This is a genomic window from Flagellimonas onchidii (assembly GCF_004804315.1).
GTDB classification, from domain to species: domain Bacteria; phylum Bacteroidota; class Bacteroidia; order Flavobacteriales; family Flavobacteriaceae; genus Flagellimonas; species Flagellimonas onchidii.
Genome location: NZ_SRXX01000010.1, coordinates 144,092 through 169,008, shown reverse-complemented (window position 1 = coordinate 169,008; position 24,917 = coordinate 144,092). Strand labels below are relative to the sequence as shown.

The following is a 24,917-nucleotide window of genomic DNA, read 5'->3' as shown; positions in this document are numbered from 1 at the left end:
CCAATTTGAATTGATAAAAGTATTAGGCCTATATTTATATCAAACTTATATTTCCAACCATGATTCGCTACTATTGTATTGTCATTGCTTTTTGCCTTCTTTCGTGCAAAGAGAAAACTACTGAACAAGAAAAGCCCAAGTCACCTCCGAACGTAGTCTTGATTTTCACTGATGATCAGGGGTATCAAGATGTTGGGGTGTTTGGTTCTCCTGATATAAAAACACCGCACCTGGATCAAATGGCGGCTGACGGCGTTAAATTGACCAGTTACTATGCTGCCCAGGCGGTTTGTTCTGCATCAAGAGCAGGGATTTTGACTGGATGCTACCCCAATCGTATCGGAATTCACAATGCTTTGGGGCCGGACAATACCCACGGGATAAATGATACTGAAACTACTTTGGCAGAAATGCTCAAGGATAAAGGTTATACCACTGCCATATATGGTAAATGGCATTTGGGGCATCACAAGCAGTTTTTACCCACTCGACATGGGTTTGACGAATGGTTTGGTATTCCGTATTCGAACGATATGTGGCCGTTTCATCCGCAGCAAGGGCCTATATTTAATTTTCCTGATTTACCGCTATACGAAAATGAGACCGTAATCGATACCTTGGTAGAGCAATCGCAGCTCACCACCCAGATAACCGAGCGTAGCGTGGATTTCATCAAAAGGAATAAGGACAATCCCTTCTTTTTGTACGTGCCACATCCGCAACCTCATGTGCCACTCTTTGTTTCGGATAAATTCAAAGGAAAATCAGAAAGAGGATTGTATGGCGATGTGATTATGGAAATCGATTGGTCTGTAGGTCAAATCATGAACGCTTTAAAAGAAAATGGGCTTGAGGAAAACACCATTGTAATCTTTACTTCAGATAATGGCCCGTGGTTATCTTATGGAAACCATGCCGGGAGTGCCTTACCACTTCGCGAAGGAAAAGGTACCGCATGGGAAGGTGGGCAACGCGAGCCTTTTATTATGAAGTATCCTGCCAAGCTTAAAGCGGGACAAGAAATCAACGCACCAGTGATGGCCATTGATATTTTACCAACCATTGCTGAGCTTACGGATTCACAACTGCCCGACAATATCATTGATGGTAAAAGTGCTTGGAAAGTATTGACTGGGACGAGTGAAGAACCTGTCCAGGAAGCATATTTCTTTTATTATAGGGTTAACGAAATGTTTGGGGTCCGCTCTGGAAAGTGGAAATTGTACTTTCCGCACCGATATCGTACCATGGATGGGCAGGAACCTGGAGAAGATGGTCTACCCGGAGAATACCGCTGGATTGACATGGAGGATATTGAGTTGTATGATGTTGAGAATGACATAAGCGAAACCAAAAATGTAGCTGCCGAGCATCCCGAAGTGGTCGAGAGGATAAAACTTTTAGCCAACGAGATGCGAACAAGACTTGGGGATTCTTTACTTGAATTGGAGGGCACTGAAACCAGGGAACCGGGAAGATTGGATGAACAAGCCCTTTAAATTCAAAGAATTTACCATCCATCAGGACAAATGTGCCATGAAGGTGGGAACCGATGGGGTTTTGTTGGGAGCTTGGACTTCTATTGCCGAAAAACCTGACTCTATTTTGGATATTGGTGCGGGTACAGGGTTGATTGCTTTGCAAATGGCCCAGAGATGTGGTGCTGAAATTATTGATGCCATAGAGCTGGATGAGAGTGCCTATGAGCAGTGCGTCGAAAATTTTGAAGCCTCAGCTTGGGGTGACCGATTGTTTTGCTACCATGCAGGTTTGGATGAATTTATGGACGAGGTAGAAGAAAAATATGATCTCATTGTTTCTAATCCTCCTTTTTATACAGAAGAGGTTTCAAGTGGAGATGAATCGAGGGATGCAGCGCGTCAAATAAGCTCCCTTCCGTTCGAAGAACTTTTGAAAGGAGCTTCCAGATTGCTGTCGGTTGAAGGACTTTTTTCCGTAATCCTTCCTTTTAAGGAAGAAAAGCGATTTGTGGATCTGGCCAGTAATGTTGATCTTTTCCCCTTCAGAATAACTAGGGTAAAGGGAAATCCGGATGCTGAATTAAAAAGAAGTCTTTTGGAATTTGGATCTTCGAAAAAACCTGTCGAAACCAATGAATTGACCATAGAACTAGGGCGTCATCAATTCACTAAGGAATATATTGAACTAACCAAGGACTTCTATTTAAAAATGTAACAAAAATGACTTGTTCTGTTGTTTTTCATTATTACCTTTAGCCAAATTTCTTTTGCATGAGACCAGACTTATTTGAAGCTCCCGACTATTACAATCTTGATGATTTACTTTCAGAAGAACATAAATTGGTGCGTGACGCTGCCCGCCAATGGGTAAAAAGAGACGTGTCACCGATTATTGAAGAGTATGCCCAAAAAGCGGAGTTTCCAAAAGAAATTATTGGTGGATTGGCAGAAATAGGTGCCTTTGGTCCCTATATTCCTGAAGAATATGGAGGAGCAGGCTTAGATCAGATTAGCTATGGTTTGATCATGCAAGAAATTGAACGAGGAGATAGCGGGGTAAGATCTACCGCTTCTGTGCAATCTTCACTCGTTATGTATCCGATTTTCGCTTATGGAATCGAAGAGCAACGAAAAAAATACTTACCCAAACTGGCCACCGGCGAATGGATGGGTTGTTTTGGACTTACCGAGCCCAACCATGGTTCCAATCCAGGAGGAATGGAGACCAAATTCAAGGATATGGGCGACCACTATTTGTTGAACGGTGCTAAACTCTGGATTTCTAACTCGCCTTTTGCTCATGTTGCCGTGGTATGGGCCAAAAACGAGGAAGGTCGAATTCATGGATTGATTGTTGAACGTGGTATGGAAGGATTTTCCACTCCCGAAACACATAATAAATGGTCTTTGAGGGCTTCCGCTACCGGGGAGTTGATTTTCGACAATGTCAAAGTTCCCAAGGAAAACCTGTTGCCTGGTAAAAGTGGTTTAGGTGCTCCTTTGGGTTGTTTAGATTCTGCCCGTTATGGAATTGCTTGGGGAGCTATTGGCGCTGCTATGGATTGTTACGACACAGCACTTCGGTATGCCAAGGAACGTGTTCAATTTGGTAAACCTATTGCGGCCACACAATTACAACAAAAGAAATTGGCCGAAATGATTACTGAAATTACAAAGGCTCAGTTATTAGCGCTTCGATTGGGGCAACTCAGAAATGAAGGCAAAGCGACAACGGCTCAAATTTCTATGGCCAAGCGGAACAACGTGGAAATTGCCATAAAGATTGCCAGAGAGGCGAGACAGGTGCTTGGTGGTATGGGAATCACAGGTGAGTACAGTATTATGAGGCACATGATGAATTTGGAAAGTGTAATTACCTATGAAGGTACGCACGATATCCACCTCCTAATCACTGGAGCTGATATTACAGGTCACGCTGCTTTTAAATAAAAAAGGGATTTTCTCTACCCCAGAGACATTCAATTATTTTTAGTAGTTTCGATAAAAGTGGCTGCCTAATACGCGGCTTTTTTATTATGAAAGACTTTACGGCGATACTCCTCCAAAGGACCCCATATCTTGACTCCACTCGCAACCGATTGATTCTTATAGGTTTTGTGGGGCTTTTTTCATTGGCCTTTCTTTTGGTGTATGTTCCCTTTAACATTAATCAGTGGGGGAAAAGCTTGATTCATGAATATATCTTACTTGGATCGGCTATTCTTTTAACTACTCAGTTTGGTGTTAGAAGACTTCTTAAGTTGAATAATTTTAAACTGTACAGCCTAGTTCTTTTTGGTGTATTTGAGATTTTACTGATTTCATACGTTTTTCATCTAATGTATTTGCCAGAATTGGAAGCATTTTCCGAAAAATGGGATGATTTTTTGACTTCTGTTAGACAAGTTGGATTGGTTACTGTAGTGCCCTATGTTTTAGTGCTCATTTATTTCTGGGTGATAGAAAAAGTAAATAAAGTTACCGAGCTTGAAAATAAGATCGATATTTCTAAACAAGGATCCAATAGCATGTTGGTCATTAAGGGAGAGAACGATAAAATTATATTAGCCATAAAATATGGGCAGCTCCTTTACATAAAATCTGCCGGAAACTATTTGGAACTTTATTGTAAGAAGGGAGAAAAAGTAGTTCGCGAGCTCGTGCGAAGTAGCCTCAAAGAACTAGAGGATAAAATTGAGGACTCGTCCATTATCAGAATTCATCGTTCTTATATGGTCAATATAGCTCACTTGGCATCGGTTAAAAAAACAAGAAAAGGATACTCATTGAGCGTAAAACACATGCCTGAAGAAACCTTGACAGTTTCATCTGGATATCGCGAAAACTTCAAAGCGCACCTTCCCAATTAGGGCCCATTAATACCTTTATGGGCCTTTTTCGTAACAAAACCTTTTAAAACAGCCACTTGAAAAGGTTGAGCATTTTATTTTGCTGACCATGAAAACATCTTGGATTCAACCTAGATATTGGTTGAATGATTTGCATTGATTGAATCTTTATCAAGATTAGAATGATGGAATGACCTATAAAAGGAAAATAAGTGCACTTGTGACAAAGATGGTGATACCCGTTTTTTTGGTGGTACTATCAAGTTGGCTAATATTCGGATTTGAGGCTGGATTTAAAAGTGAAGTTTACATCACGGTAAATGAGTTGAGCTCAAACTGTCCTCCTGGTTTTAAAAAGAACAAAAACAATGAGTGCATATCGCAAAACCTATATAAGCAATACAATCTCAAAAACCCTTTAGGGGTAGGAGGGTTAAAAACAGCATTACCTCCCGTTCGAGAAGGCTTTTCTCCTCAACAAATAGATTTGGGCAGATATCTCTTTTTTGACCCCTCACTCTCCGGGGATGGCAGTATTTCTTGTGCTACCTGTCATCAACCCAACAAAGGGTTTGGTGATGGAATGGCTACTAGCATTGGCATTCATGGTAAAAAAGGGAAAAGAAGCGCACCATCCTTATGGAATGTGGGCTATTTGAAACAGCTTTTCTGGGATGGCAGAGCCCAATCTTTGGAAAAACAAATGCAAGGTCCTTTGTATTCCGAAGAAGAAATGGGAAATACTCCTGAGAATCTTCTGAAAACCTTGAATGAAAATTTGAATTATCGTGCCCTGTTTGCCCAAGCATTTCCAAATAAGAATAGCAAGGATTCAATTCAGCTTGATGAAATTTATACGGCTTTGACAGCTTTTGAAGCCTCATTGATTTCATTGAACAGTAAATACGACCAATATGCTCATGGATATCACCAAGCGTTGAATCAAAATGAAATAGAGGGACTGAATATTTTCAGGTCTTTTGTGGCTCGCTGTGCGGAATGTCATACCCCTCCCTTGTTCACCAATCAACAAATAGCGGTAATCGGAAGTCCTGAACCTGATGGATTGCCATTGGACCCTGGAGCGGAAGTCCCATCAAAAGATAAAACCCTCCGTGGAGGATTTAAGGTGCCCAGTCTACGAAATATTGCCAAAACAGCACCTTATATGCACTCAGGAAGATTCAAGACCCTTAAAGAGACTGTTGCTTTTTACACTGGTGGAAGGGGGCATGCGGTTCCCGAAAATGAAGATTTGATTATTCATTGGCATATCTGGGAGCCTCAATTAACTGATAAAGAATTGAATCGCTTGGTAGATTTTCTACACACCCTTACAGATGAATCCTTTATGCCGCGAATACCAAAAACATTGCCATCAACAAAGCATAAAACAAATAGTTAACCAAAACATATATAATGAAGAAAGTTGTATCAAAAATAATTGTGGCCTTAATCTTGTTGATAGCGGGCATCTTTCTGGGAAAAACATTTTTCGGTGGAAGTTCAGACACCACAGCTCCCTTGCCGACTGGGTTGAGGTATAGTGGAGCTCAAATGAGCAGCGATAGCACCCAAACAGTCAACCTCAACACCTATGACGGGAATATCCTTGAGGTTAGGGATGGGGAATCTATTCAAGAAGCTGTGAAAGAAGCAAATCCGGGAGATTTGATAAGGGTGTATCCGGGCGTTTATACGGAGACCGTGTATATCGACAAGGATGATATAGCCCTTCAGGGAATCATTAAAGAAGGAGAATGGCCCACGTTGGATGGAAAAAAAGAATTGAACGATGCCTTTTTGTATTCTGGAAATAATATTCTGATTGAGAACTTCAAGATTATCGAATACAAGGGGAATGGGATTATGGGGCAAGCCGGGAATAATTTTGTCCTACGCAATAACTGGATTATTGATACCGGGGTGTACGGGATATTTCCGCAATATGGGAAAAACGGCCTTGTCGAAGGTAACATTTTAAGTGAAATTGAAGATGCCGCCATTTATGTGGGCATGTGTGATAATGTAGATGTAAAGCACAATGAAGTATTTGATAATGTGGCCGGAATAGAAATAGAAAACTCACGCCATTGTCTGGTAGAAAGTAACTATGCCCATAACAATACTGGGGGAATCTTGGCTTTTGTGACCCCAGGCCTGCCTATTAAAACCACTTTTGATGTCATTATCCGAAACAATTTTGTGGTAAACAACAACCACGAAAACTTTGGAGCCCCGGGCTCCATTGTAGCTGGTATTCCAGCTGGTACAGGAATTCTTATTATGGCCGCAGATGATGTTATCGTGGAAAATAACATCATTACAGGAAATGACAACTCGGGAATCACTATCGTAGATTTGGCCCAAGGCGCTAACCTATCCAACGACCCTAATTCGGAACCTAACCCTGATCGGGTGATCATTCTGGACAATTTTATGCAGAATAATGGAAACAATCCTGTAGGTGAACTTAAGGCAATTATGCTTACTCAGTTGTCCAACAAAGGGCCGGACATAATAGCTGTGGGTGGCGGAGTAGGAAGTACTATTCGAAATAAAGAGCGATATCGAACTTTTGGTCTTGGTGGTTATGGAGTTGCTACAATAACAGACACCAAAAATGTGCGTACCTATATGTTACCGGAACCGGTAGCTCCAAGGTCGGTATCCCAAGAAGAATTGGGAGAGCTCACCTATTATGGCGTGTGTGCTGGATGTCATGCATGGAATACACGATTAATAGGAGTGCCAACCAAGATTATGCAGGCCATCCATAATGGAAATCCACAGGGTATTGTGGACTATATCAATAATCCAAAAAACCTTAGGAAGGATTATCCCGAAATGCCTCCGCAAGATTACCTATCAGACGAAGCAAAAATGGCTGTGGCAGAATACATTCTGGCCATGGACGAAGATTAACCAACTTTTAAAACTGAACTATAATATGAAGCGATTATTAATAATGATTGCCCTGCTGGGCACATCACTTTTTGTAAAAGCACAAATCACCATGACTGGAAATGTCATGGAGCAAAACACCAACGTACCCTTATTGGGCGTGACCATTGTGGTCAAGAACACCCAAAATGGAACAAGTACTGATTTTGATGGCAATTATAGTATTGTGGCCAATTTGAATGATATACTTGTATTTTCCTATGTGGGGTACAAAACCAAAGAAGTGACCATCTTAAACCAAAACCCCATAACGGTTTTCATGGAACCAGATTTGGTACAAATGAAAGAAGTAGTGGTCTCAGCTCTTAACATTGAACGGGACAAGGAATCGCTTGGTTATTCCATTTCTCAGGTACAGGCCGATCAGGTGAATGTGGCCCGTGAAAATAATGTTATGAACTCGTTATCCGGTAAGGTATCCGGTTTGCAGATAACACAATCGAATACTGGAGTAGATGGGTCGAGTAGGGTGTTATTGCGTGGTGTAACCACAATAAATGGTTCCAATCGTCCCTTAGTGGTCATTGATGGAATTCCTATCAACAATGGGTTTGGAGGAGCTGGATCTTCTGGAGGTATTGACAGTGGGGATGCCCTTGCGGACATCAATCCTGATGATGTGGAGTCTATCAGCGTATTAAAAGGTGCTGGAGCTGCCGCCGCATATGGATCATTGGGCATAAATGGGGTAATCCTCATAACGACTAAAACAGGAACCCAAAAGAAGGGTATCGGAATCTCTGTCAACTCAACCTTTACTTTGACCGATGTTTTTTTGACACCGGATTTACAAAACGAATATGGAACTGGAGCTTTTGATCAATTTGCCCCTATCAATGCTGATGGCCGTCCAGTTCTTGATTATCCTTTTTCTTGGAGCTGGGGCCCTCGAATGGAAGGACAATCCTATACCAATTGGCTTGGACAGACTGATGCCTATTTACCCCAAGGAAATCCATATAAGCAATTTTATTCCACAGGCCACAATATGGCCAACACCGTAGCATTTGAGGGAGCTTCGGAAAAAGGGTCGTTTAGAATAGCTGTGACCAATGAAAGTGCACAGGGCATTATCAGCAACAATACCCTATCCAAACAAACCATCAATATACGTGGGACAAGTAAACTTACCAAGGATTTAAGTATTGATGGGAAAGTGACCTATATAAATGCCAAAGTGAGAAATCGCCCTTCATTGGCCGAAGGCTCTGCCAATACAACGCTACAACTTTCATTAATGCCGAGGGACATCCGTTTGGAAGATGTGAGGAACAATACGATAAATGCCAATGGTGAGGAAATTAAATGGAACCTGGACAATACGTTCAACAACCCATATTGGGCCAAAAATAATGTAAAGAACACTGATGTAAGAGATCGTTTCCAGGGTCACTTGGGATTGAACTGGAAAGCGACTCCAAAAATCAATGTTACTGCCAAAACAGGATTGGACTATCAAACCTACGACAATGTTTCCCATGCCCCTAGGGGAGCTCAGGCCATTGCCAATGGACTTGGGCAATATTCCCATGGCTCAGGAAATTTTGGAATATGGAATTCGGATATATTGGCCACCTATACACCTAGAGCTAAGAATTTAGATCTTTCGTTCAGTTTGGGTTCCAATTACAGAAGCGAATTTGGAAAAGACATTAATGTTTGGGGAAACAGTAGTAAGGTGCCTGAATTTTACAACATCTCCAATTACTTGAATACTTTTAGTAGAGAGTCAAGATCAGAAAAAGATATCTATTCATTTTATGGCCTTGCACAATTAGGCTATGGGGGAATGATTTACTTCGATGCAACCCTGAGGAACGATAACTCCTCCGCATTGCCAAAGGATAATGACTCCTATTGGTACCATTCCGAAAACTTAAGTGTTCTTTTCAGTAGAATATTGGGAATTGAGGGGAATGTACTTAATATAGGTAAGTTAAGGGGGTCTTTTGCCCGTGTCGGGAACGATACGGCACCCTATCGTACCCAGGCAGTTTATACCATAGACCAGACGGTTACCTTGCCCTATACTGTTGCCTCCATACCATCAAGCCTTCCCAACTTTGATTTAAGGCCTGAGATTTCAGAGAGTTGGGAAGTAGGAGCAGAGCTGGGGTTTTTTAACAATCGTATCACTTTGGATGCTACCTACTATCAAACCAGTACGAAAGATCAGATTATGGCGGTACCCATCTCAGGAGCATCTGGTTTTTCTTCTAAAGTTGTTAATGCTGGGGAAATTCAAAACAAAGGTGTTGAGGTGTTGCTGGGACTGGTGCCTTTTGATTCCGATTCGTTTAGTTGGAATCTAAGCGCAAACTTCACAAAAAGTAACTCTAAGGTAGTATCATTAAATGAAGGATTGGAAAGTATTGTGCTCAATAACTTGCAGGGGGTTTCGGTAGAAGCCAGGCCAGGAGAAGAATTTGGGACCCTCTATGGCAATGATTTCCTCCGGGACAATTTTGGACGCAAATTGATTACGAACGAAGGCCTTGCCCAAAAAGGGGAACGCATTAAAATGGGAAGCATTAATCCAGATTGGTACGGAGGTATCAGTAATAGTTTTAGATACAAAAACCTTACCCTTAATGCGCTTGTTAGTGTTCAGAAGGGAGGAGAGTTTTATTCCTATGGGAGGGCATATCGCATGTTCTTTGGTACGGACGCCCGTAGTTTGGAAGGTCGTGAAACCGGTATTGTCGAAGATGGGATAAATGAGAACACGGGATTTGTCAATGAAACAGCCACTACGGCCATGTTAAAACAGTTTACGGATATTTTCTCCAATCAAATTGCTGTCAATCAAATATTGGATGCCACAAATGTCAGGCTTAAGGAAGTGACCTTGACGTATAATTTTCCCAAGAAACACTTAAGGGGCACACCATTGCAGTCGGTCAGCATTTCTGCTGTGGGAAGGAACCTACTCTTCTTTTACAATGCAGCAGAAGATATCGATCCCGAATCAGGATACAGTAGTGGTTCAACCGGAACGGCCTTTGAACACTCATCATTGCCATCTACCCGGAGCATGGGCCTTAACCTTAAAGTTAACTTTTAAAAGCACCTATCATGAAATATAAAAGTAGTATCATAAAAAGTCTTGTCGCATTCTCGATAATAGTGGCTTTTACATCTTGTGATAAGCAACTGGATGATTTAAGGGACAATCCGAATGCTGTAACCGATATTGATGATGCAGCACTGTTCACCAAAGCGACCAGGGAACTCTTCTTGGGCACTTCAGGTGTTTCAGCAGTAAGTTTTGCCGGGCATTATGGGCATTATTTTGTTGCTGGAAGCACTGCAAGGTTTCCGGACCAATACGGAGATAATTTTGATTTGCAGTACAACCAAATGTTCACGGGAATGTACGGCGGACCAATTAAACATATCGAAGAAGCCCTTTTTCTTACCTTGGAAGGAGAACGTGAAAATGAAGTCCGTCATGCCATTGCACAAATAATCGCAGTGTTGGGTTATGCCAAGCTTACGGATGCTTTTGGAGATATTCCATATACAGAAGGAGGTAAAGGAAAAACAGGTGATATAATAACTCCTAAATACGATTCTCAATCCGAAATTTATAAAGATTTGATAGCCCGGTTAGGGAATAGCATTAAGGTGCTTAAAACTGCAAATCCAGAAAGGGGATATGGTCCAAGCGATTTTGTCTTTGGTAATGATATGGATAAATGGGCGCGCTTTGCCAATAGTGTTCGTTTGCGTTTGGCCATGCGCCTTAGGTATGTGGATATTTCATTCTCTGAACAAACTGTAGCCCAATGCCTTAATGAACCATTGATGGAAGAAAATGGACATAATGTGACCATGGTACAGACTGAGGGAAATGGGAATCCATGGTTTATCAGTCGAACGGGTTTTCCCTCGATTAAAATGTCTACAATGTTGATTGATCAGCTTCAATCTACCGATGACCCTCGTTTACCAGTTTTTGTGACACCAGATGGAAATGGACAATTTAGTGGTATGACCAACGGACTTACTGATGTTGCCTTTGGTAATTCCGATTTTGCCAATAAATCCGACATAGGAATTTCACTTTCTTTACCAGAGAGTGAACTTTATCTTATGACCGCTTCAGAAGTATGGTTGCTACGTGCTGAAGCTGCTTTGGTCTATGATAATGATTTGGGAACTGCAACTACCTTATATAGAAAAGGGATTGAAACATCACTGCAACAATGGAACATTTCCTCAGATTTGATTACAACATTTTTGGCTTCCCCAATAGCTAGTTTGAGTGCTGGTGACGGAGAGTTGAAAATCGGTACCCAAATGTGGCTGGCCTTAATCCCCGATTATTTTGAAGGATGGTCGCATGTTAGACGTACAGGGTACCCTGAAATTGAACAACGGACCGCTGATAATCTTGATAAGGGAGTGACCAATGGGGTGCTTCCAACACGGTTTCTTTACAGCACCTTTGAGCTGAGCTCCAATAAGACCAATGTTGAGGAAGCCATAGCAAGACAAGGGGCCAATGCAATTGATACTCCCGTATGGTGGGATAAAAACTAATATAAAATATTGAAGATGAAACATATAAAGCTAATTTGTTTGACGATTTTGGGGATATTTGTGCTGAATTGTTCAAATGACGATACTGTTCCAAGCCCCTTAGCAGATTTCCAGTTTTTGGTAGAAGGTGCCGAAGTTATTTTCAATGGCACAGTAGCCAATAACGACACCATTCAATGGGATTTTGGTGATGGCAATTCAAGCTCGGAAGAAGATCCGAAACATGCCTATGCCGCTGCTGGAACTTATTCTGTATCACTTACGGTAACAAGTGCCAATGACTCCTTCACGGAAACCAAGGAAGTGACCATCCAGGAATCTGATTTAATCTTGTTGACAGGCGGTCCAGCAAGACCCGAAGGAAAGCCATGGCGACTCAAAAAATTACTTGTGGGTGGAGAAGGTGCCGGATTGATAGAAGATAATCTGGGAATTTTGATACCTTCCATAGATAACCTATTGGATGCTGTGGGATTGGGTGCTTCATACGAAGACACTTTTACTTTTATTCATGATGGGACCTACGTGGTTGACAATAAGGATGGACAAAGTTTGATGAGTCTCGTGTTTGCTAGCGTTACCCCAGAACATGCACCCAATATAGCAGCAGTTTCCTTCGATCAGGCCAATGTGCCCTTGGCCAATGTGCTGTATACCTCAAAAACAAATGCAACGTGGGAACTTAGGGAAGGAGATTTTACTATAAATGCCTTGACCAGTACTGGTGTTGTTCCGGTACAGTTTACCGATAAAAAATATTTGGTGTTGGATGAATATCTTGGGTTCAAGGAAAAAGAAACATTTGATGATGAAGGAACCATTAAAACAGTGGTGATAGTAAAAGAACTTACTGCAGATATCATGAAAATTGCTTTGGAGATCCATACGGAACCTGCTTTGGCCAATTTTCCTACATTGCTTTTTCATTTAACCTTGGAAGCAAACTAGAAGAATTATCCAATAATGTGAACAAACCTTACGGAAAAAAAATTAAATAAATTGCATATTGGATAAAGGGCAAGAATATACTTATGGAGATCATAGAAAAGCAAAAGGCATTTTTTTCAACCCAAAAGACAAGAGAAGTTTCTTTCAGAAAAAAAGCCCTAAAGCAGTTGCGGGATGAAATTATAAACCAGGAAGGTGCGATTGCCGAGGCCATCTATGCTGATTTCAAAAAACCGCGGTTCGAAACGTTTATTGCAGAGACGCAATTCGTGCTGGCTGAAATCAATACAATGCTTAAGAATCTGGAGATGTGGGCTCGGCCAGAAAGGATTTCAGGGAATTTAGCCAACTTTCCATCCAGAAATTATGTCTATAGTGAGCCGCTAGGTCAAATTTTGGTCATTGCTCCATGGAATTACCCTTTTCAGTTGACTTTGGCTCCCATGGTGGGAGCAATTGCTGCAGGTAACACTATGGTGGTAAAACCTTCGGAACTTACTCCAAACACTTCAGCAATCGTTGAAAAAATCATTAACAAAGTGTTTGATGATGAATATGTGGCAGTTGTACAGGGTGGAGTTGAGGTATCGCAGGCGCTATTGGCCCAACGATGGAATCATATCTTTTTTACAGGAAGTACACAAGTAGGGAAAATTGTATATGAAAGCGCAGCCAAACATTTGACCCCGGTGACTTTGGAGTTGGGCGGAAAAAATCCATGCATAGTGGATGAGACGGCTAATATATCGCTTGCAGCCAAACGGATTGTTTGGGGTAAGTCCATAAACCTGGGGCAAACCTGTATTGCTCCTGATTATGTTTTGGTAAAGCATGCGGTCAAAAATAAATTGATTGAGGCCCTGAAGAACAAAATAGTCGCTTCTTATGGAGATAAGCAATCTCAATCACCTGATTTGGCAAGGGTTGTAAGTGAACGACACTACAGTCGCATGAAATTGCTTTTAGAAGGTCAACAGGTACTTTATGGGGGAGAAACAGTGGATGAAGATTGTTTCCTTGGTCTTACTTTGGTGGACGAACCTGATTTGGATAGTCCATTGATGCAAGGTGAAATTTTTGGCCCTATTTTACCAATTTTATCCTATAAGGACGAATCTGATATTGATGCCGTCATAAAACGATATGAAAAACCTTTGGCAGCATATGTGTTTTCAGGAAAAAAAGCCTTTCAAAAAAGATGCATTACAAAGTATGGTTTTGGAGGAGGCGCAATCAATGATACCGTGATTCAGATAGCTAATAAAAAGCTTCCTTTCGGAGGAACGGGTCATAGTGGTATTGGTGCCTATCATGGAAAAACATCATTCGATTTGTTTTCGCACAAAAAAGCGATTGTAAAAAGAGGAAATTGGATAGACCCTCCATTGAGATATGCTCCGTATAAATTACCGGAGCGAATCGCGAAATGGGTCAAACATCTTTTTTAGAAGAAGGTTTTTGGTAGTTATTTTCTTTGTCTTTGTAGGGTTAAAAACACTACGATCAAATAAAAAAACATGTATTTTAGTATATGTTTGCTTTGGTCGATTGCAATAACTTCTATGCCTCTTGTGAACGGGCTTTTCAGCCACAGTTCAACAATGTTCCTGTGGCAATTTTGTCTAATAATGACGGCTGTTTTATATCGCGTAGCGATGAGACCAAAAAACTTGGACTTCCTATGGCAGCACCAGCCTTTAAGTATCGAAGGTTCTGTGAGGAAAATGGTATAAAAGTATTTTCTTCCAATTATCCCTTATATGGAGATATGAGTACAAGGGTAATGAATATTTTGAACACGTTTACTCCTGACATGGAAGTGTACAGCATTGACGAAGCTTTTTTGAAATTTGAAGGTTTTGATGCTTATGATTTTGATACCTATGGGAGGGAGATTCAAAAAACAATCCAGAGATGTACTGGAATACCCATTAGTATAGGTTTGGCCCCAACAAAGGCGCTGGCCAAGATTGCCAATAAGATAGCCAAAAAATTAAGGACAAGAACTGGTGACGTATTCGTTATACAATCTGATGAAAGTCGTATAAAAGCATTGAAATGGTCAAAAATTGAAACTGTTTGGGGAATTGGACATGGGAACTTAAAAAGACTTCGGTCCAGAAACATAAAGACTGCTTACGATTTCACCCAATTATCGGATGAGTGGGTGAAAAAGCAAATGGCAATCATTGGATTACGACTGAAGAAAGATTTGGAAGGAATCCCGACTTTGGATTTGGACGATGATGCCCGCGATCGGAAGACCATTGCCACCACACGAAGTTTTGAATATACATATTCCGATATCGAAAACATTAAGGAGCGTATTTCCACTTTTGCAAGTAGTTGTGCCGAAAAATTGCGCTCCCAAAACAGTAGCTGTAACCATATTGTGGTTTTTTTACGAAGCAATAGGCATAAAAAAGATGACCCCCAACATAGAGCAAGCACAATAGTGACATTGCCGTATGCGACAGATTCCAGCCTAACAATTTCCAATCATGCAGTAGAGGCAGTGGGTGCAATCTATAAACCAGGCATCAAATACAAAAGAGCTGGAGTGATTGTGTCGGGTCTGATTCCTACCGACCAAAGACAATTGGATTTGTTTTTGACCGAAAACCCGAAACACCATAATATTATGAAAGTAATGGATAATGTAAATAATAAATACGGTTACAAGATTAAAATTGCCAACCAAGATTTAAAACGCACCTGGAAAATGAGACAGGAACATCTTTCACCAAGATACACTACCGATATTAATGATATTATTACTGTAAAATGAGCAAAAAAAGTCAAATGATACAGAAAAGCTTACCTTTTTTACACCAGATGAAATAGAAAATATAGGGGTTCCTATTTCCAATAACCCAGTTTCTGCAGGTTTCCCATCCTCTGCCGAAGATTTTAAGGAAAAGCGCATTAGTCTTGACCGAACTTTAATCAGGAACAAAGAGGCCACCTTTTACGCAAGAGTGAGTGGAAAATCTATGATTGGGGCCGGACTTGATGATGGTGACTTATTGGTTATCGATAGAAATCTGGAAGCGGAGAATGGTAAAATAGCAGTTTGTTTTTTGGATGGTGAATTCACGGTAAAACGACTTCGCATAGAAAGAAATAAAATCACCCTTATCCCTGAAAATGAAAAATATAAGCCAATCGAGGTGCCCGAAGGGAGTAATCTATTGGTTTGGGGAATAGTTACTTACGTGATTAAAGCCGTTTAATATTATTCAGGGAAATATCACCTCGAGCGTAGTCGAGAGGTCTTTTAAAATGGTCTTGATTGTATTCGATTTGACAATAAACGGTGAATTGTAAAAATCAACTAAACATGAAAAAAGTTCTATCAGATCAACGTTAACCCAAAACTTTGCTATCTTTGCCGTGTTGTGTTGGATTTCAATCTATACGATTGGAATCAGGTTGAAATATCGAAAACGATGTTCGCCAATGAAAGGCTTTCCATATGGAAGGCTTTTTTTGTTGGGACTAAGCCTTATACAAAGTGTGCATTACATGATGCATTAATGAAGCGGCCAGCTTTGCCGTTTGTCCATCAATATCGTATTTGGGATTCATTTCGGCGAGATCCATACTGATTAATTTTCCCGAACTGATAATGATCTTTAGGCATTCCAAAACAATTTGAGGTGTGAACCCCATAGGTGAGGGGGCACTGACCCCTGGTGCGTAGGCAGAAGAAAATCCATCCAAATCAATGGTCACATAAACTTTATCAACGGTTTTGATAAAGGCATTGATCCAAGTATTGATTTCATCCAAAAATTGGATTTGGAAAGTATCCGATAGAATAAAATTGACATTTAAATCTTTCGCAGTTTGAAAAAGTGACCGATCATTGGCATCTTTTCGGATGCCCAAGCAGAGATAATTAAAATTGCAATTCTCGTTTTGGCATTCCATTGCAATTTGATAGAAGGGTGTGCCCGAATTGTTATTGGGAACATTCTTCCGAAGATCAAAATGTGCATCAAAATTGATAATTCCGATGGTTTGCCCTTCTTTTTTTGAGTCGAGATGATTCTTGATGCCATGATAATGTCCATAGGCTATATCATGCCCTCCACCCAAGATAATAGGAAATTGTTTGTTGTTGAGAAGTGTGGTCACCGCTTCGGAAAGTGTATTTTGGGCCGCTTCCATGGCTGTGTTTTTGCAAGTTATGGAACCTGCATCATACAATTGTACATGGCTGGGAAGATGATTGGGTAATTTCCCAAAACTGGTTTTAATGACTTCAGGACCCTTAACGGCCCCGATTCTTCCTTGGTTTCGTTTAACACCTTCATCACAAGCATACCCCAATAAGGTAATTGATTTTTTTGGCGGTTCTGGAATCTCTTCCAAGGGAACGCACTTCACTTTTTCATGAAGATAAAGGCTCTTGTTGCTGATTCGCCCTTGCCAAATGTCCTTTTTGGGTTTGTTGTAGTGTTTCATTGGTCACAATTACCTACGATAATACAAGATTTTCAATTTCTACAAATTTCCGACACGAATTCGCACAAAGTTCATACAATTGTTTTGGTAAGCTTTATTTTTATTCCTTTTCTTTTTTTGGAATTAGATTTTCCTCACTTACTTGATAATAGGAGAATGTAATATCCTCCATCTGTTTAGTTTTTCCTTCAAAGCTTCCGTATGGAATATACTCTACCATTATATTTCTTATTTCTGGAAAACTTTCAAAAAGGTATTTGCCTTTAATTATTTGTCTCTTATCATTATCAATACCTAAATAGTAATTGCCTTTCCGAAAAGAAATGTTGTCGAAATAGTAATTACCACTATGAGAACTTAATCTTCGACACTCTAAGCGCATAGTATCCTTTTCTTTAATGAAGAAATAAAAATAAGTTAATACTGGTGGTAAGTCAGTACTTCTTGGCTTTTCTTCTATTATGTATTTATCAGTTTGATATTGAGGAGGGCGCAAATTCATGACTCCCTTTTCGGGGAAATTAAAAACAATTAAATCGGCGCGTTTAAGTTTGATGGAACCCTCTATTTGTTTATTAACCAGCTTGCTACTGCAAGAAAATACCGTTACAATAAAAAGAATATAGACTGATTTCATATTACAATCCTATTACACCATTTCTGATTTCTCCTTCAATTTCTTGTTGTCAAAATCTTCTTTCTTAGTTTAACTGTAATGTTTTATTACGCATCAAAAAGATGGTCCAAAATATTGGTTTCCACAAGATTTGGCAAAGTTACTTTAAGATTTGGAGTTCGCTCCATTTCTCTTTTGATGGCAAACAAGGCTTCTTCATTTCGTGCCCAACTTCTTCGGGAAATGCCATTGTTCACATCATAAAAAAGCATATTTTTCAATCGAACTGAGGCTTCTTCAGAACCATCGAGTACCATTCCAAATCCGCCATTCATCACTTCGCCCCAGCCGACACCACCACCATTATGGATGGAAACCCAGGTTGCGCCTCTAAAACTATCGCCAATCACATTATGGATGGCCATATCAGCAGTGAACTTACTGCCATCATAAATATTACTGGTCTCTCTAAAGGGAGAATCCGTACCACTTACGTCGTGGTGGTCTCTACCCAAGACTACAGGAGCTGATAATTCACCTTGAGCTATTGCAGTATTGAAAGCATCTGCAATTTTGGCCCGACCTTCAGCATCTGCATATAAAATCCGAGCTTGTGAGCCGACCACCAATTTGTTCTGTTCAGCTTCCTCAATCCATTTAATATTGTCCTGCATTTGCTGCTGGATTTCTTCGGGAGCTTCAGCTTTGATTTGCCTCATGATCTCCAAAGCGATGGCATCCGTTTTTTGCAAATCCTTTGGATTTCCAGAGGTGCAGACCCATCTAAATGGACCAAAACCATAATCAAAACACATCGGCCCCAAAATATCCTGTACATATGAGGGGTATTTAAAATCAATGTCGTTTTCAGCCATGACCTCACCACCTGCTCGCGATACTTCAAGCAAGAAGGCATTACCATAATCGAAGAAATAAGTACCCTTTTCTGTGTGTTTGTTAATGGCATCAATTTGTCGTCGCAGCGATTCCTGTACTTTTTTCTTGAATTCTGATGGATTCTCAGCCATCATCAGATTGGATTCCTCAAACGATAATCCAACGGGATAATACCCACCAGCCCATGGATTATGTAAGGAGGTTTGGTCGGAACCCAAATGGATAAAAACATCTTCCTCAAGGAATCGCTCCCAAATTTCTACCACATTTCCGATGTAAGCTAAAGAAACAACTTCGTTTTTGGCAATAGCAGCTTTTGTTCTTTGGACAAGGTCGGATATATCCGTCAATAACTCATCCACCCAACCCTGTTCGTATCTTTTTTTAGCCGCTTCGGGATTCACTTCGGCACAAACAGTGATGCATTCGGCAATGTTTCCAGCTTTGGGTTGGGCCCCGCTCATTCCACCCAATCCAGCCGTCAAAAATATTTTCCCCTTTGGGGAATCACCCTTGTCCAATACATTTCTGAAAGCATTCATTACGGTAATTGCTGTTCCATGGACAATACCTTGTGGGCCAATATACATATAGGAACCAGCGGTCATCTGACCGTATTGGGTAACACCAAGTGCATTGAATTTTTCCCAATCATCAGGTTGGGAGTAGTTGGGAATCATCATGCCATTGGTTACAACAACCCTTGGTGCTTCTTTTGAAGAAGGAAATAGTCCCATCGGATGTCCTGAGTACATGTGCAAGGTCTGTTGTTCGGTCATCTCAGCCAAATATTTCATGGTCAATAAGTACTGAGCCCAATTCTGAAAAACAGCTCCATTGCCGCCATAGGTGATAAGTTCTTCAGGGTGCTGTGCTACAGCTGGGTCTAAGTTGTTTTGAATCATCAACATGATGGCCGCAGCCTGCTTTGACTTTGCCGGATACTCGTCAATAGGACGGGCATACATCAGGTAATCAGGTTTAAAACGATGCATGTAGATTCTACCATAGGTCTTGAGCTCTTCGGCAAATTCTGTCGCTAGTTCTTGATGCCAGGCTTTTGGAAAATAGCGTAGTGCATTTTGAACAGCCAGTTTTTTCTCTTCATTAGATAAGATGTCCTTGCGTTTGGGAGCTGGATTTCCGCCTTCAGGATATGTTTTGACTGGAGGTAATTCCGAAGGAATTCCCTGTAGAATACTTTCTTGAAATGCTGTTAATGTTGTTGTCATATCAATCTTTTTTAAAGATTTGCTTTCCATTTTTCCAAACTGCATTGGGTTTTAGCTGCCCTTGATGATAGGTGATTTCTTGATAGTTATTGGTTAGGAAAGTCACAAAATCGGCTTGGGCTCCAGTTTGCAAAACTCCCTTATCCGCTAATTTTAAAGCAGCACTTGCCCTAAAGGTGATTCCGGATAATACTTCAGCATTCGATAACTTTTCAAAAGTCCCCAAAATGCTCGCTTGTGTAAGCAGGTCTCCCATAGGCGCAGAACCTGGATTATGGTCGCTGGCAATGGCCAATGCTCCACCGGCATCCAAAATTTTACGGGCCGGGGTATAGGCACATCCCAATCCCATTGAAGCTCCTGGCAAAGCCATGGAAATCACATCACTCTTTGCCAAGAGCTGGATTTCTTTTTCGGTGCTTGCCTCTAAATGGTCGGCACTTAAAGCTCCAAATTGTACAGCTACCTCACTTCCTCCAGCAGTAAATTGGTCGGCATGAACGGTAATGTCAAAGCCCATTTCTTTTGCTTTCTGAAAATATGGGGCAATTTCTTCCGGAGAAAAAGCACTTTCCTCAACAAAAGCATCTACTCGTGTTGTCAGGTTTTCCGATTTGATTGTGGGAAACAAGGTAGAGGTCATTTCCTCCAAATATGTGTTGTTACCGCTCCAATCTTTGGGTTTAATATGAGCGGCCAAGCAGGTGGCCACCAAATCAGCTTCAGTTTTATCATTGGCCTGTTTAATGGCCCGAAGCATTTTCAATTCTTGTTCCACGGATAGGCCATAACCACTTTTGACCTCAATCGTAGTGATGCCATTTTGCAAGTGTTTTTGACTTCGTTCTAGAATTCCCTCTACCAGTTCTTCTCGAGTAGCTTTCCGGGTTTGGGTTACGGTGTCCCATATACCTCCGCCGGTTTTGGCAATTTCCAAGTAAGAGACTCCCGCATTGCGCATCGCATAATCCCTTGCGCGGGTGCCACCAAAACAGATATGGGTATGGGCATCGACAAGTCCGGGGAGACAAACTTGCTCTCCTTCAATATGATGGATATCGATACCATCGGACTTCAAATCAGTAAAAACACCGATTTTCTGAATTTTTCCTTCGGAAACCACAATTCCACCGTTTTCAATAATGGGCAATTGCTCATCGGCAAGTGCGCCCTTTAAAGGCAGGCCGGACATTGGCAGTAATTGGGTAAAGGGGCCTATTAATATGGGTTTGTTCATGGATTAATTAATATGTTTCAAATTCTGCTAGATGAGGTGCATTCCACTGAAGGTTTTTGTCTTTCATGGTTCTTTCGACCAAACTGATGATTTCTCCCTGTTGGATGATGTCGATTCCCTTTTCAATATCGTCTGCAAAAACGCGATCACTATCTGCAAAGGAGACTTTGGTTCGAATGAATTTATGGATTTCATCCAATACCACACCCGACTTTAGGGGTTTTCTATATTCAAATGCTTGGGAGGCGGTAAGTAACTCGATGGCCAATATTTTTTCAACATTTTCAATAATCTGAAGTGCTTTTCTACCACTGATGGACCCCATGCTCACATGATCTTCCTGGCCTAATGAGGTGGGAATGCTATCCGCACTTGCTGGAAAGCACAAGCTTTTATTTTCGCTAGCCAATGCCGCTGTGGTATATTGCAAGATCATATAGCCCGAATTGATTCCGGTGTCTTCCATCAACAATTTAGGAACTCCGGGACTGTTACCTTCAAGGGCCAAATAAATTCTTCGGTCTGAAATATTGCCCAATTCCGATGCAGCTAGAGCAGCATAATCCAAAGCCATGGCTAAAGGTTGTCCATGGAAATTACCTCCGCTAATGGTTAAGTCATCATTTATGATGACGGGATTGTCCGTTACCGAATTCAGCTCTACTTCCAATAATTCTTTCAAGTGCAGCCATGCATTTCGCGATGCTCCATGCACCTGCGGAATACATCGGAGCGAATATGGGTCTTGCACTCGTTCGCAATCGATATGATCTTCCAAAATTTCTGAACCTTGAAGCAGGGTTCGAATTCTTCCAGCCACATGTTGATTCCCTTTAAACGGACGAAGTGCATGTAATTCTTCAAAAAATGGTTTTATCGAGCCTTGCAGTCCCTCCAACATCATGGCCCCAACAATATCGGCTTGTCGTAAACAATGTTGCAGTTTTTGAACCACCAAAACTCCGTGTGCAGCAATAAATTGGGTGCCATTGATTAAGGCCAAACCTTCTTTTGGACCAAGTTCCAGCGATTTGAGCCCGGTTTTTTTAAACAATTGTTCAGCGGAAATGATTTCACCTTTATAATGGACCTTTCCCAAACCAATAAGTGGTAAAAATAGATGGGAAAGCGGAGCAAGGTCACCTGAAGCTCCTACGGAACCTTGCGAAGGAACCACAGGGGTGGCGTCATTTTCAACATGCCATAACATACGTTCAATAGTGGACACCGCTATTCCAGAATAACCTTTTGCCAAGGCATGAATCTTTAAAATGAGCATTAGTTTAGCCAGCTTTTCTGAAATGGGCTTGCCAACGCCAACACTATGGCTCTGTAAAATATTGGATTGTAGGATTTTTGTATCCTCTTTGGAAATTTTGGTGTTGCACAAAGGGCCAAATCCTGTATTGATTCCATAAACGGTTTCGCCTTTTTCAACAATATTTTGAACCCTGTTTTGACTGGCCTTGATTTTTTCCAAACATGAATCGGATAAAACACTTTTTATCCCACCTTCGGAGATACCAATGGCGATACTTGCCGTTAGATGGTCTTCGCCAAAATGAAATGTTTTGGGTAACTGCATAAGCTTCATTTAAGAAATATAAAGGTATTGTACATTATTGATAATTACTAATACTTATTTTTGTAATATTTAATAACTATGAATTATCAGATAGAGTTGCGACATTTCATTTATTTTTTGGCAGTAGCCGAAGAATTACATTATAGGAAAGCGGCTGAAAAACTGTTTATCTCGCAACCAGGATTGAGTACGCAGATTAAGCAGATGGAAAAAATTTTGCAGACTCAACTTTTTGTAAGGGATAAAAAGAAAGTGAGTTTGACTCCCGCTGGGGAATTTTTAAAAGGTGAAGTCGAATTTATCTTGAACCATTTGGAGCAAACCAAGAAGCAACTCAAACTTATTGGAGAGGGACACTCGGGTGAGATTAGAATTGGGTTTTTGGGTTCGGCTATGCAAAATGTGGTACCAAAACTTCTGTTGGACATGAAAAAGAAGTATCCATTGGTGCATACTAGCTTGGATGAACTCTCCAACAAGGCTCAAGTAAGTGCTATTTTACGAGACAAACTGGACCTGGGATTTGTAAGGTTGTCCAGAGTCCCCAAGGGATTAAAGATCAAACCTGTTTTTGAAGATACGTTTTCCTTGGTATTACCAAAAGACTATCCCTTGGATGAAAAAAACTTTAGAGGAATCCGTCAAGTCTCACAGGACGATTTTGTCCTCTTTTCCCAAGATTATAGCCCCTTGTATTTTGATACTGTGATGAGCATTTGTGAGGATGGAGGCTTCACACCCAATGTTTCCCATAAATCCGTACATGCACAAACCATTTTTAAACTTGTGGAGAATAAATTGGGTATTGCCATTGTGCCAACAGCCTTGCAATATGGATTTCAAATGGAGGTGAAATTTATCGAACTTAAGAAAATAAAACAGCGGGCTATTTTATCCATGGTTTGGAAAGAGGACAATCGGAATCCAGCATTGCAGAACTGTATTGATTTGCTTTTGAAGGGATAAGAAGACAATACCTAACTTTGCTCGAAATAAAATGGACCATGATATTTGATTTAATCAAAAATAGAAGGAGCATTTTTCCTGCTCAATACAACAACAAACCCATTGAGAAGGAAGCTATCGAAAAAATCTTGGAAGCCGCGAATTGGGCCCCGAACCATAAAAAAACGGAGCCTTGGCGCTTTAAGGTTTTTATGAATGGAAAAAAAGAAGCGTTAGGTGAGTTTCTCTCCAAAAAATACCAAGAAGTTGACCCAAAACCCAAACAGGTAAAGATTAAAAAACTTCAGGATAATCCTCAACGGGCCGCAACGGTAATTGCAATTTGTATGCAAAGGGACCCCAATGAAAGCTTACCGGAATGGGAGGAAGTTGCCGCTACCGCCATGGCTGTCCAAAACATGTGGTTATGTGCTACGGAAATGGGAATAGGCAGTTATTGGAGCTCACCCGGACTCATAAAATATATGGATGAGTTTTTGGATTTACCGGAAGGCGAAAAATGCCTCGGTTTTTTCTATATGGGATATTATGATGAAGAACCTCCTTCAGTAGCGCGTAGGCCTATTGAAGATAAAGTGGAATGGTTAGAATGAGAAAAGCTCCGCTGCGTACTTTATGGTTACTATAATAAAGAAGATTAAGTAGCCTGCAGTAAGAACAAACTTCATAAAGGTCCCTGTCAAAAAACCTAAAAATGACCCAAACGCGGCTTTCATAGCGGTTTTCTGGTCAGCTTTGTTCATCAACTCTCCAACCAAAGCGCCTATAAAAGGCCATATAATGATTCCAAATGGACCAAATATGGGAAAAAATATGGCCACCAATAATCCAATAATGGTTCCCCACATCCCTGCTTTGCTTCCACCAAATTTTTTGGTTCCTGCAGCTGGAATAATATAGTCCAAAACCGTAATTGCCAGGGCAAGTACCAAAGTACCTCCTAAAATCCACCAATTATCTGGTACCGCTTTGGTAATATACAATAACAGCAATCCGACCCAACTGATAGGTGGACCTGGCAAAACTGGAAGAAAGCTGCCCAAGATACCTACAAGCATTAACAAGAACCCTATTATAAGAAGTGCAATGTCCATAGTTTAATTTCTTATGAGACAAATGTAAAGGGG

20 protein-coding genes are annotated in these 24,917 nt (G+C 40.9%); 14 read left to right on the top strand and 6 right to left on the bottom strand.

Features of this window, described 5'->3' with window-relative positions; genetic code table 11:
• The first annotated feature begins 59 nt into the window (after positions 1-59).
• From E4661_RS12185 to E4661_RS12130, 12 genes are all read left to right on the top strand, one after another.
• Entirely contained in the window at positions 60-1,499 is a 1,440-nt protein-coding gene (locus tag E4661_RS12185) for a sulfatase family protein (protein ID WP_136467728.1), read from the top strand.
• On the top strand, positions 1,483-2,196 hold the full coding sequence (locus tag E4661_RS12180; RefSeq protein WP_136467727.1) for a tRNA1(Val) (adenine(37)-N6)-methyltransferase: 714 nt from the start codon (positions 1,483-1,485) through the stop codon (positions 2,194-2,196). Before E4661_RS12185 ends, E4661_RS12180 begins: the two co-directional genes overlap by 17 nt.
• A gap of 56 nt (positions 2,197-2,252) precedes the next feature.
• On the top strand, positions 2,253-3,431 hold the full coding sequence (locus E4661_RS12175) for an acyl-CoA dehydrogenase family protein (RefSeq protein WP_136467726.1): 1,179 nt from the start codon (positions 2,253-2,255) through the stop codon (positions 3,429-3,431).
• An 86-nt stretch (positions 3,432-3,517) separates the two neighbouring features.
• Positions 3,518-4,351 carry a LytR/AlgR family response regulator transcription factor gene (locus tag E4661_RS12170; RefSeq protein WP_136467725.1) on the top strand — a complete coding sequence of 278 codons (834 nt, stop codon included), beginning with the start codon at positions 3,518-3,520 and terminating at the stop codon, positions 4,349-4,351.
• A 169-nt stretch (positions 4,352-4,520) separates the two neighbouring features.
• Positions 4,521-5,735 (top strand): cytochrome-c peroxidase, encoded by a 1,215-nt coding sequence (locus E4661_RS12165; RefSeq protein WP_240751470.1) that lies wholly within the window; start codon positions 4,521-4,523, stop codon positions 5,733-5,735.
• A gap of 14 nt (positions 5,736-5,749) precedes the next feature.
• Positions 5,750-7,255, top strand: coding sequence for a parallel beta-helix domain-containing protein (locus E4661_RS12160; protein WP_136467724.1), 1,506 nt, complete (start codon positions 5,750-5,752; stop codon positions 7,253-7,255).
• 25 nt (positions 7,256-7,280) lie between these two features.
• The gene (locus tag E4661_RS12155; protein WP_136467723.1) at positions 7,281-10,358 is read left to right on the top strand and encodes a SusC/RagA family TonB-linked outer membrane protein; all 3,078 of its coding nucleotides are present in this window, start codon (positions 7,281-7,283) and stop codon (positions 10,356-10,358) included.
• 11 nt (positions 10,359-10,369) lie between these two features.
• Positions 10,370-11,839 carry a SusD/RagB family nutrient-binding outer membrane lipoprotein gene (locus tag E4661_RS12150; protein WP_136467722.1) on the top strand — a complete coding sequence of 490 codons (1,470 nt, stop codon included), beginning with the start codon at positions 10,370-10,372 and terminating at the stop codon, positions 11,837-11,839.
• Positions 11,840-11,854: 15 nt separating this feature from the next.
• Positions 11,855-12,787 carry a PKD domain-containing protein gene (locus E4661_RS12145; RefSeq protein ID WP_136467721.1) on the top strand — a complete coding sequence of 311 codons (933 nt, stop codon included), beginning with the start codon at positions 11,855-11,857 and terminating at the stop codon, positions 12,785-12,787.
• Positions 12,788-12,870: 83 nt separating this feature from the next.
• Positions 12,871-14,235 (top strand): aldehyde dehydrogenase, encoded by a 1,365-nt coding sequence (locus tag E4661_RS12140; protein ID WP_136467720.1) that lies wholly within the window; start codon positions 12,871-12,873, stop codon positions 14,233-14,235.
• Positions 14,236-14,318: 83 nt separating this feature from the next.
• Complete coding sequence (locus E4661_RS12135; RefSeq protein WP_136467719.1) at positions 14,319-15,575, top strand: Y-family DNA polymerase; 1,257 nt, start codon at positions 14,319-14,321, stop codon at positions 15,573-15,575.
• Positions 15,576-15,627: 52 nt separating this feature from the next.
• A complete protein-coding gene (locus E4661_RS12130; protein ID WP_136467718.1) occupies positions 15,628-16,020 on the top strand; it encodes a LexA family protein in 393 nt (130 codons plus the stop codon).
• Between the two features lie 265 nt (positions 16,021-16,285).
• On the opposite strand, the gene hutG is transcribed toward E4661_RS12130, so the two are convergent.
• The 5 genes from hutG to hutH all read right to left on the bottom strand — a co-directional run bounded on the left by hutG (position 16,286) and on the right by hutH (position 22,824).
• Positions 16,286-17,257, bottom strand: coding sequence for a formimidoylglutamase (hutG, locus tag E4661_RS12125; protein ID WP_136467717.1), 972 nt, complete (start codon positions 17,255-17,257; stop codon positions 16,286-16,288).
• 100 nt (positions 17,258-17,357) lie between these two features.
• Positions 17,358-17,894, bottom strand: a complete 537-nt coding sequence (locus E4661_RS12120) for a hypothetical protein (protein ID WP_136467716.1) — start codon at positions 17,892-17,894, stop codon at positions 17,358-17,360.
• A gap of 86 nt (positions 17,895-17,980) precedes the next feature.
• Positions 17,981-20,002, bottom strand: coding sequence for a urocanate hydratase (locus tag E4661_RS12115; RefSeq protein ID WP_136467715.1), 2,022 nt, complete (start codon positions 20,000-20,002; stop codon positions 17,981-17,983).
• A gap of 1 nt (position 20,003) precedes the next feature.
• Positions 20,004-21,239, bottom strand: a complete 1,236-nt coding sequence (gene hutI, locus E4661_RS12110; RefSeq protein WP_136467714.1) for an imidazolonepropionase — start codon at positions 21,237-21,239, stop codon at positions 20,004-20,006.
• A 7-nt stretch (positions 21,240-21,246) separates the two neighbouring features.
• Positions 21,247-22,824, bottom strand: coding sequence for a histidine ammonia-lyase (gene hutH / locus E4661_RS12105; protein ID WP_136467713.1), 1,578 nt, complete (start codon positions 22,822-22,824; stop codon positions 21,247-21,249).
• Positions 22,825-22,902: 78 nt separating this feature from the next.
• Between hutH and E4661_RS12100 the strand changes: the two genes are divergently transcribed.
• Entirely contained in the window at positions 22,903-23,790 is an 888-nt protein-coding gene (locus tag E4661_RS12100) for a LysR substrate-binding domain-containing protein (protein ID WP_136467712.1), read from the top strand.
• Between the two features lie 38 nt (positions 23,791-23,828).
• The gene (locus tag E4661_RS12095) at positions 23,829-24,383 is read left to right on the top strand and encodes a nitroreductase family protein (RefSeq protein ID WP_136467711.1); all 555 of its coding nucleotides are present in this window, start codon (positions 23,829-23,831) and stop codon (positions 24,381-24,383) included.
• Here the strand turns inward: E4661_RS12095 and E4661_RS12090 are convergent.
• Positions 24,375-24,884, bottom strand: a complete 510-nt coding sequence (locus E4661_RS12090; protein WP_136467710.1) for a DUF456 domain-containing protein — start codon at positions 24,882-24,884, stop codon at positions 24,375-24,377. The genes E4661_RS12095 and E4661_RS12090 overlap by 9 nt on opposite strands.
• Positions 24,885-24,917: the final 33 nt, after the last annotated feature.

Coding starts and splice junctions, on each gene's coding strand:
- E4661_RS12175 (WP_136467726.1), top strand. CDS start 2,253: ATGAGACCAGACTTATTTGAAGCTCCCGACTATTACAATCTTGATGAT.
- E4661_RS12165 (WP_240751470.1), top strand. CDS start 4,521: ATGACCTATAAAAGGAAAATAAGTGCACTTGTGACAAAGATGGTGATA.
- E4661_RS12100 (WP_136467712.1), top strand. CDS start 22,903: ATGAATTATCAGATAGAGTTGCGACATTTCATTTATTTTTTGGCAGTA.
- E4661_RS12090 (WP_136467710.1), bottom strand. CDS start 24,884: ATGGACATTGCACTTCTTATAATAGGGTTCTTGTTAATGCTTGTAGGT.
- E4661_RS12155 (WP_136467723.1), top strand. CDS start 7,281: ATGAAGCGATTATTAATAATGATTGCCCTGCTGGGCACATCACTTTTT.
- E4661_RS12140 (WP_136467720.1), top strand. CDS start 12,871: ATGGAGATCATAGAAAAGCAAAAGGCATTTTTTTCAACCCAAAAGACA.
- E4661_RS12095 (WP_136467711.1), top strand. CDS start 23,829: ATGATATTTGATTTAATCAAAAATAGAAGGAGCATTTTTCCTGCTCAA.
- E4661_RS12150 (WP_136467722.1), top strand. CDS start 10,370: ATGAAATATAAAAGTAGTATCATAAAAAGTCTTGTCGCATTCTCGATA.
- E4661_RS12120 (WP_136467716.1), bottom strand. CDS start 17,894: ATGAAATCAGTCTATATTCTTTTTATTGTAACGGTATTTTCTTGCAGT.
- hutH (WP_136467713.1), bottom strand. CDS start 22,824: ATGCAGTTACCCAAAACATTTCATTTTGGCGAAGACCATCTAACGGCA.
- hutI (WP_136467714.1), bottom strand. CDS start 21,239: ATGAACAAACCCATATTAATAGGCCCCTTTACCCAATTACTGCCAATG.
- E4661_RS12135 (WP_136467719.1), top strand. CDS start 14,319: ATGTTTGCTTTGGTCGATTGCAATAACTTCTATGCCTCTTGTGAACGG.
- E4661_RS12170 (WP_136467725.1), top strand. CDS start 3,518: ATGAAAGACTTTACGGCGATACTCCTCCAAAGGACCCCATATCTTGAC.
- E4661_RS12180 (WP_136467727.1), top strand. CDS start 1,483: ATGAACAAGCCCTTTAAATTCAAAGAATTTACCATCCATCAGGACAAA.
- E4661_RS12160 (WP_136467724.1), top strand. CDS start 5,750: ATGAAGAAAGTTGTATCAAAAATAATTGTGGCCTTAATCTTGTTGATA.
- E4661_RS12145 (WP_136467721.1), top strand. CDS start 11,855: ATGAAACATATAAAGCTAATTTGTTTGACGATTTTGGGGATATTTGTG.
- hutG (WP_136467717.1), bottom strand. CDS start 17,257: ATGAAACACTACAACAAACCCAAAAAGGACATTTGGCAAGGGCGAATC.
- E4661_RS12185 (WP_136467728.1), top strand. CDS start 60: ATGATTCGCTACTATTGTATTGTCATTGCTTTTTGCCTTCTTTCGTGC.
- E4661_RS12115 (WP_136467715.1), bottom strand. CDS start 20,002: ATGACAACAACATTAACAGCATTTCAAGAAAGTATTCTACAGGGAATT.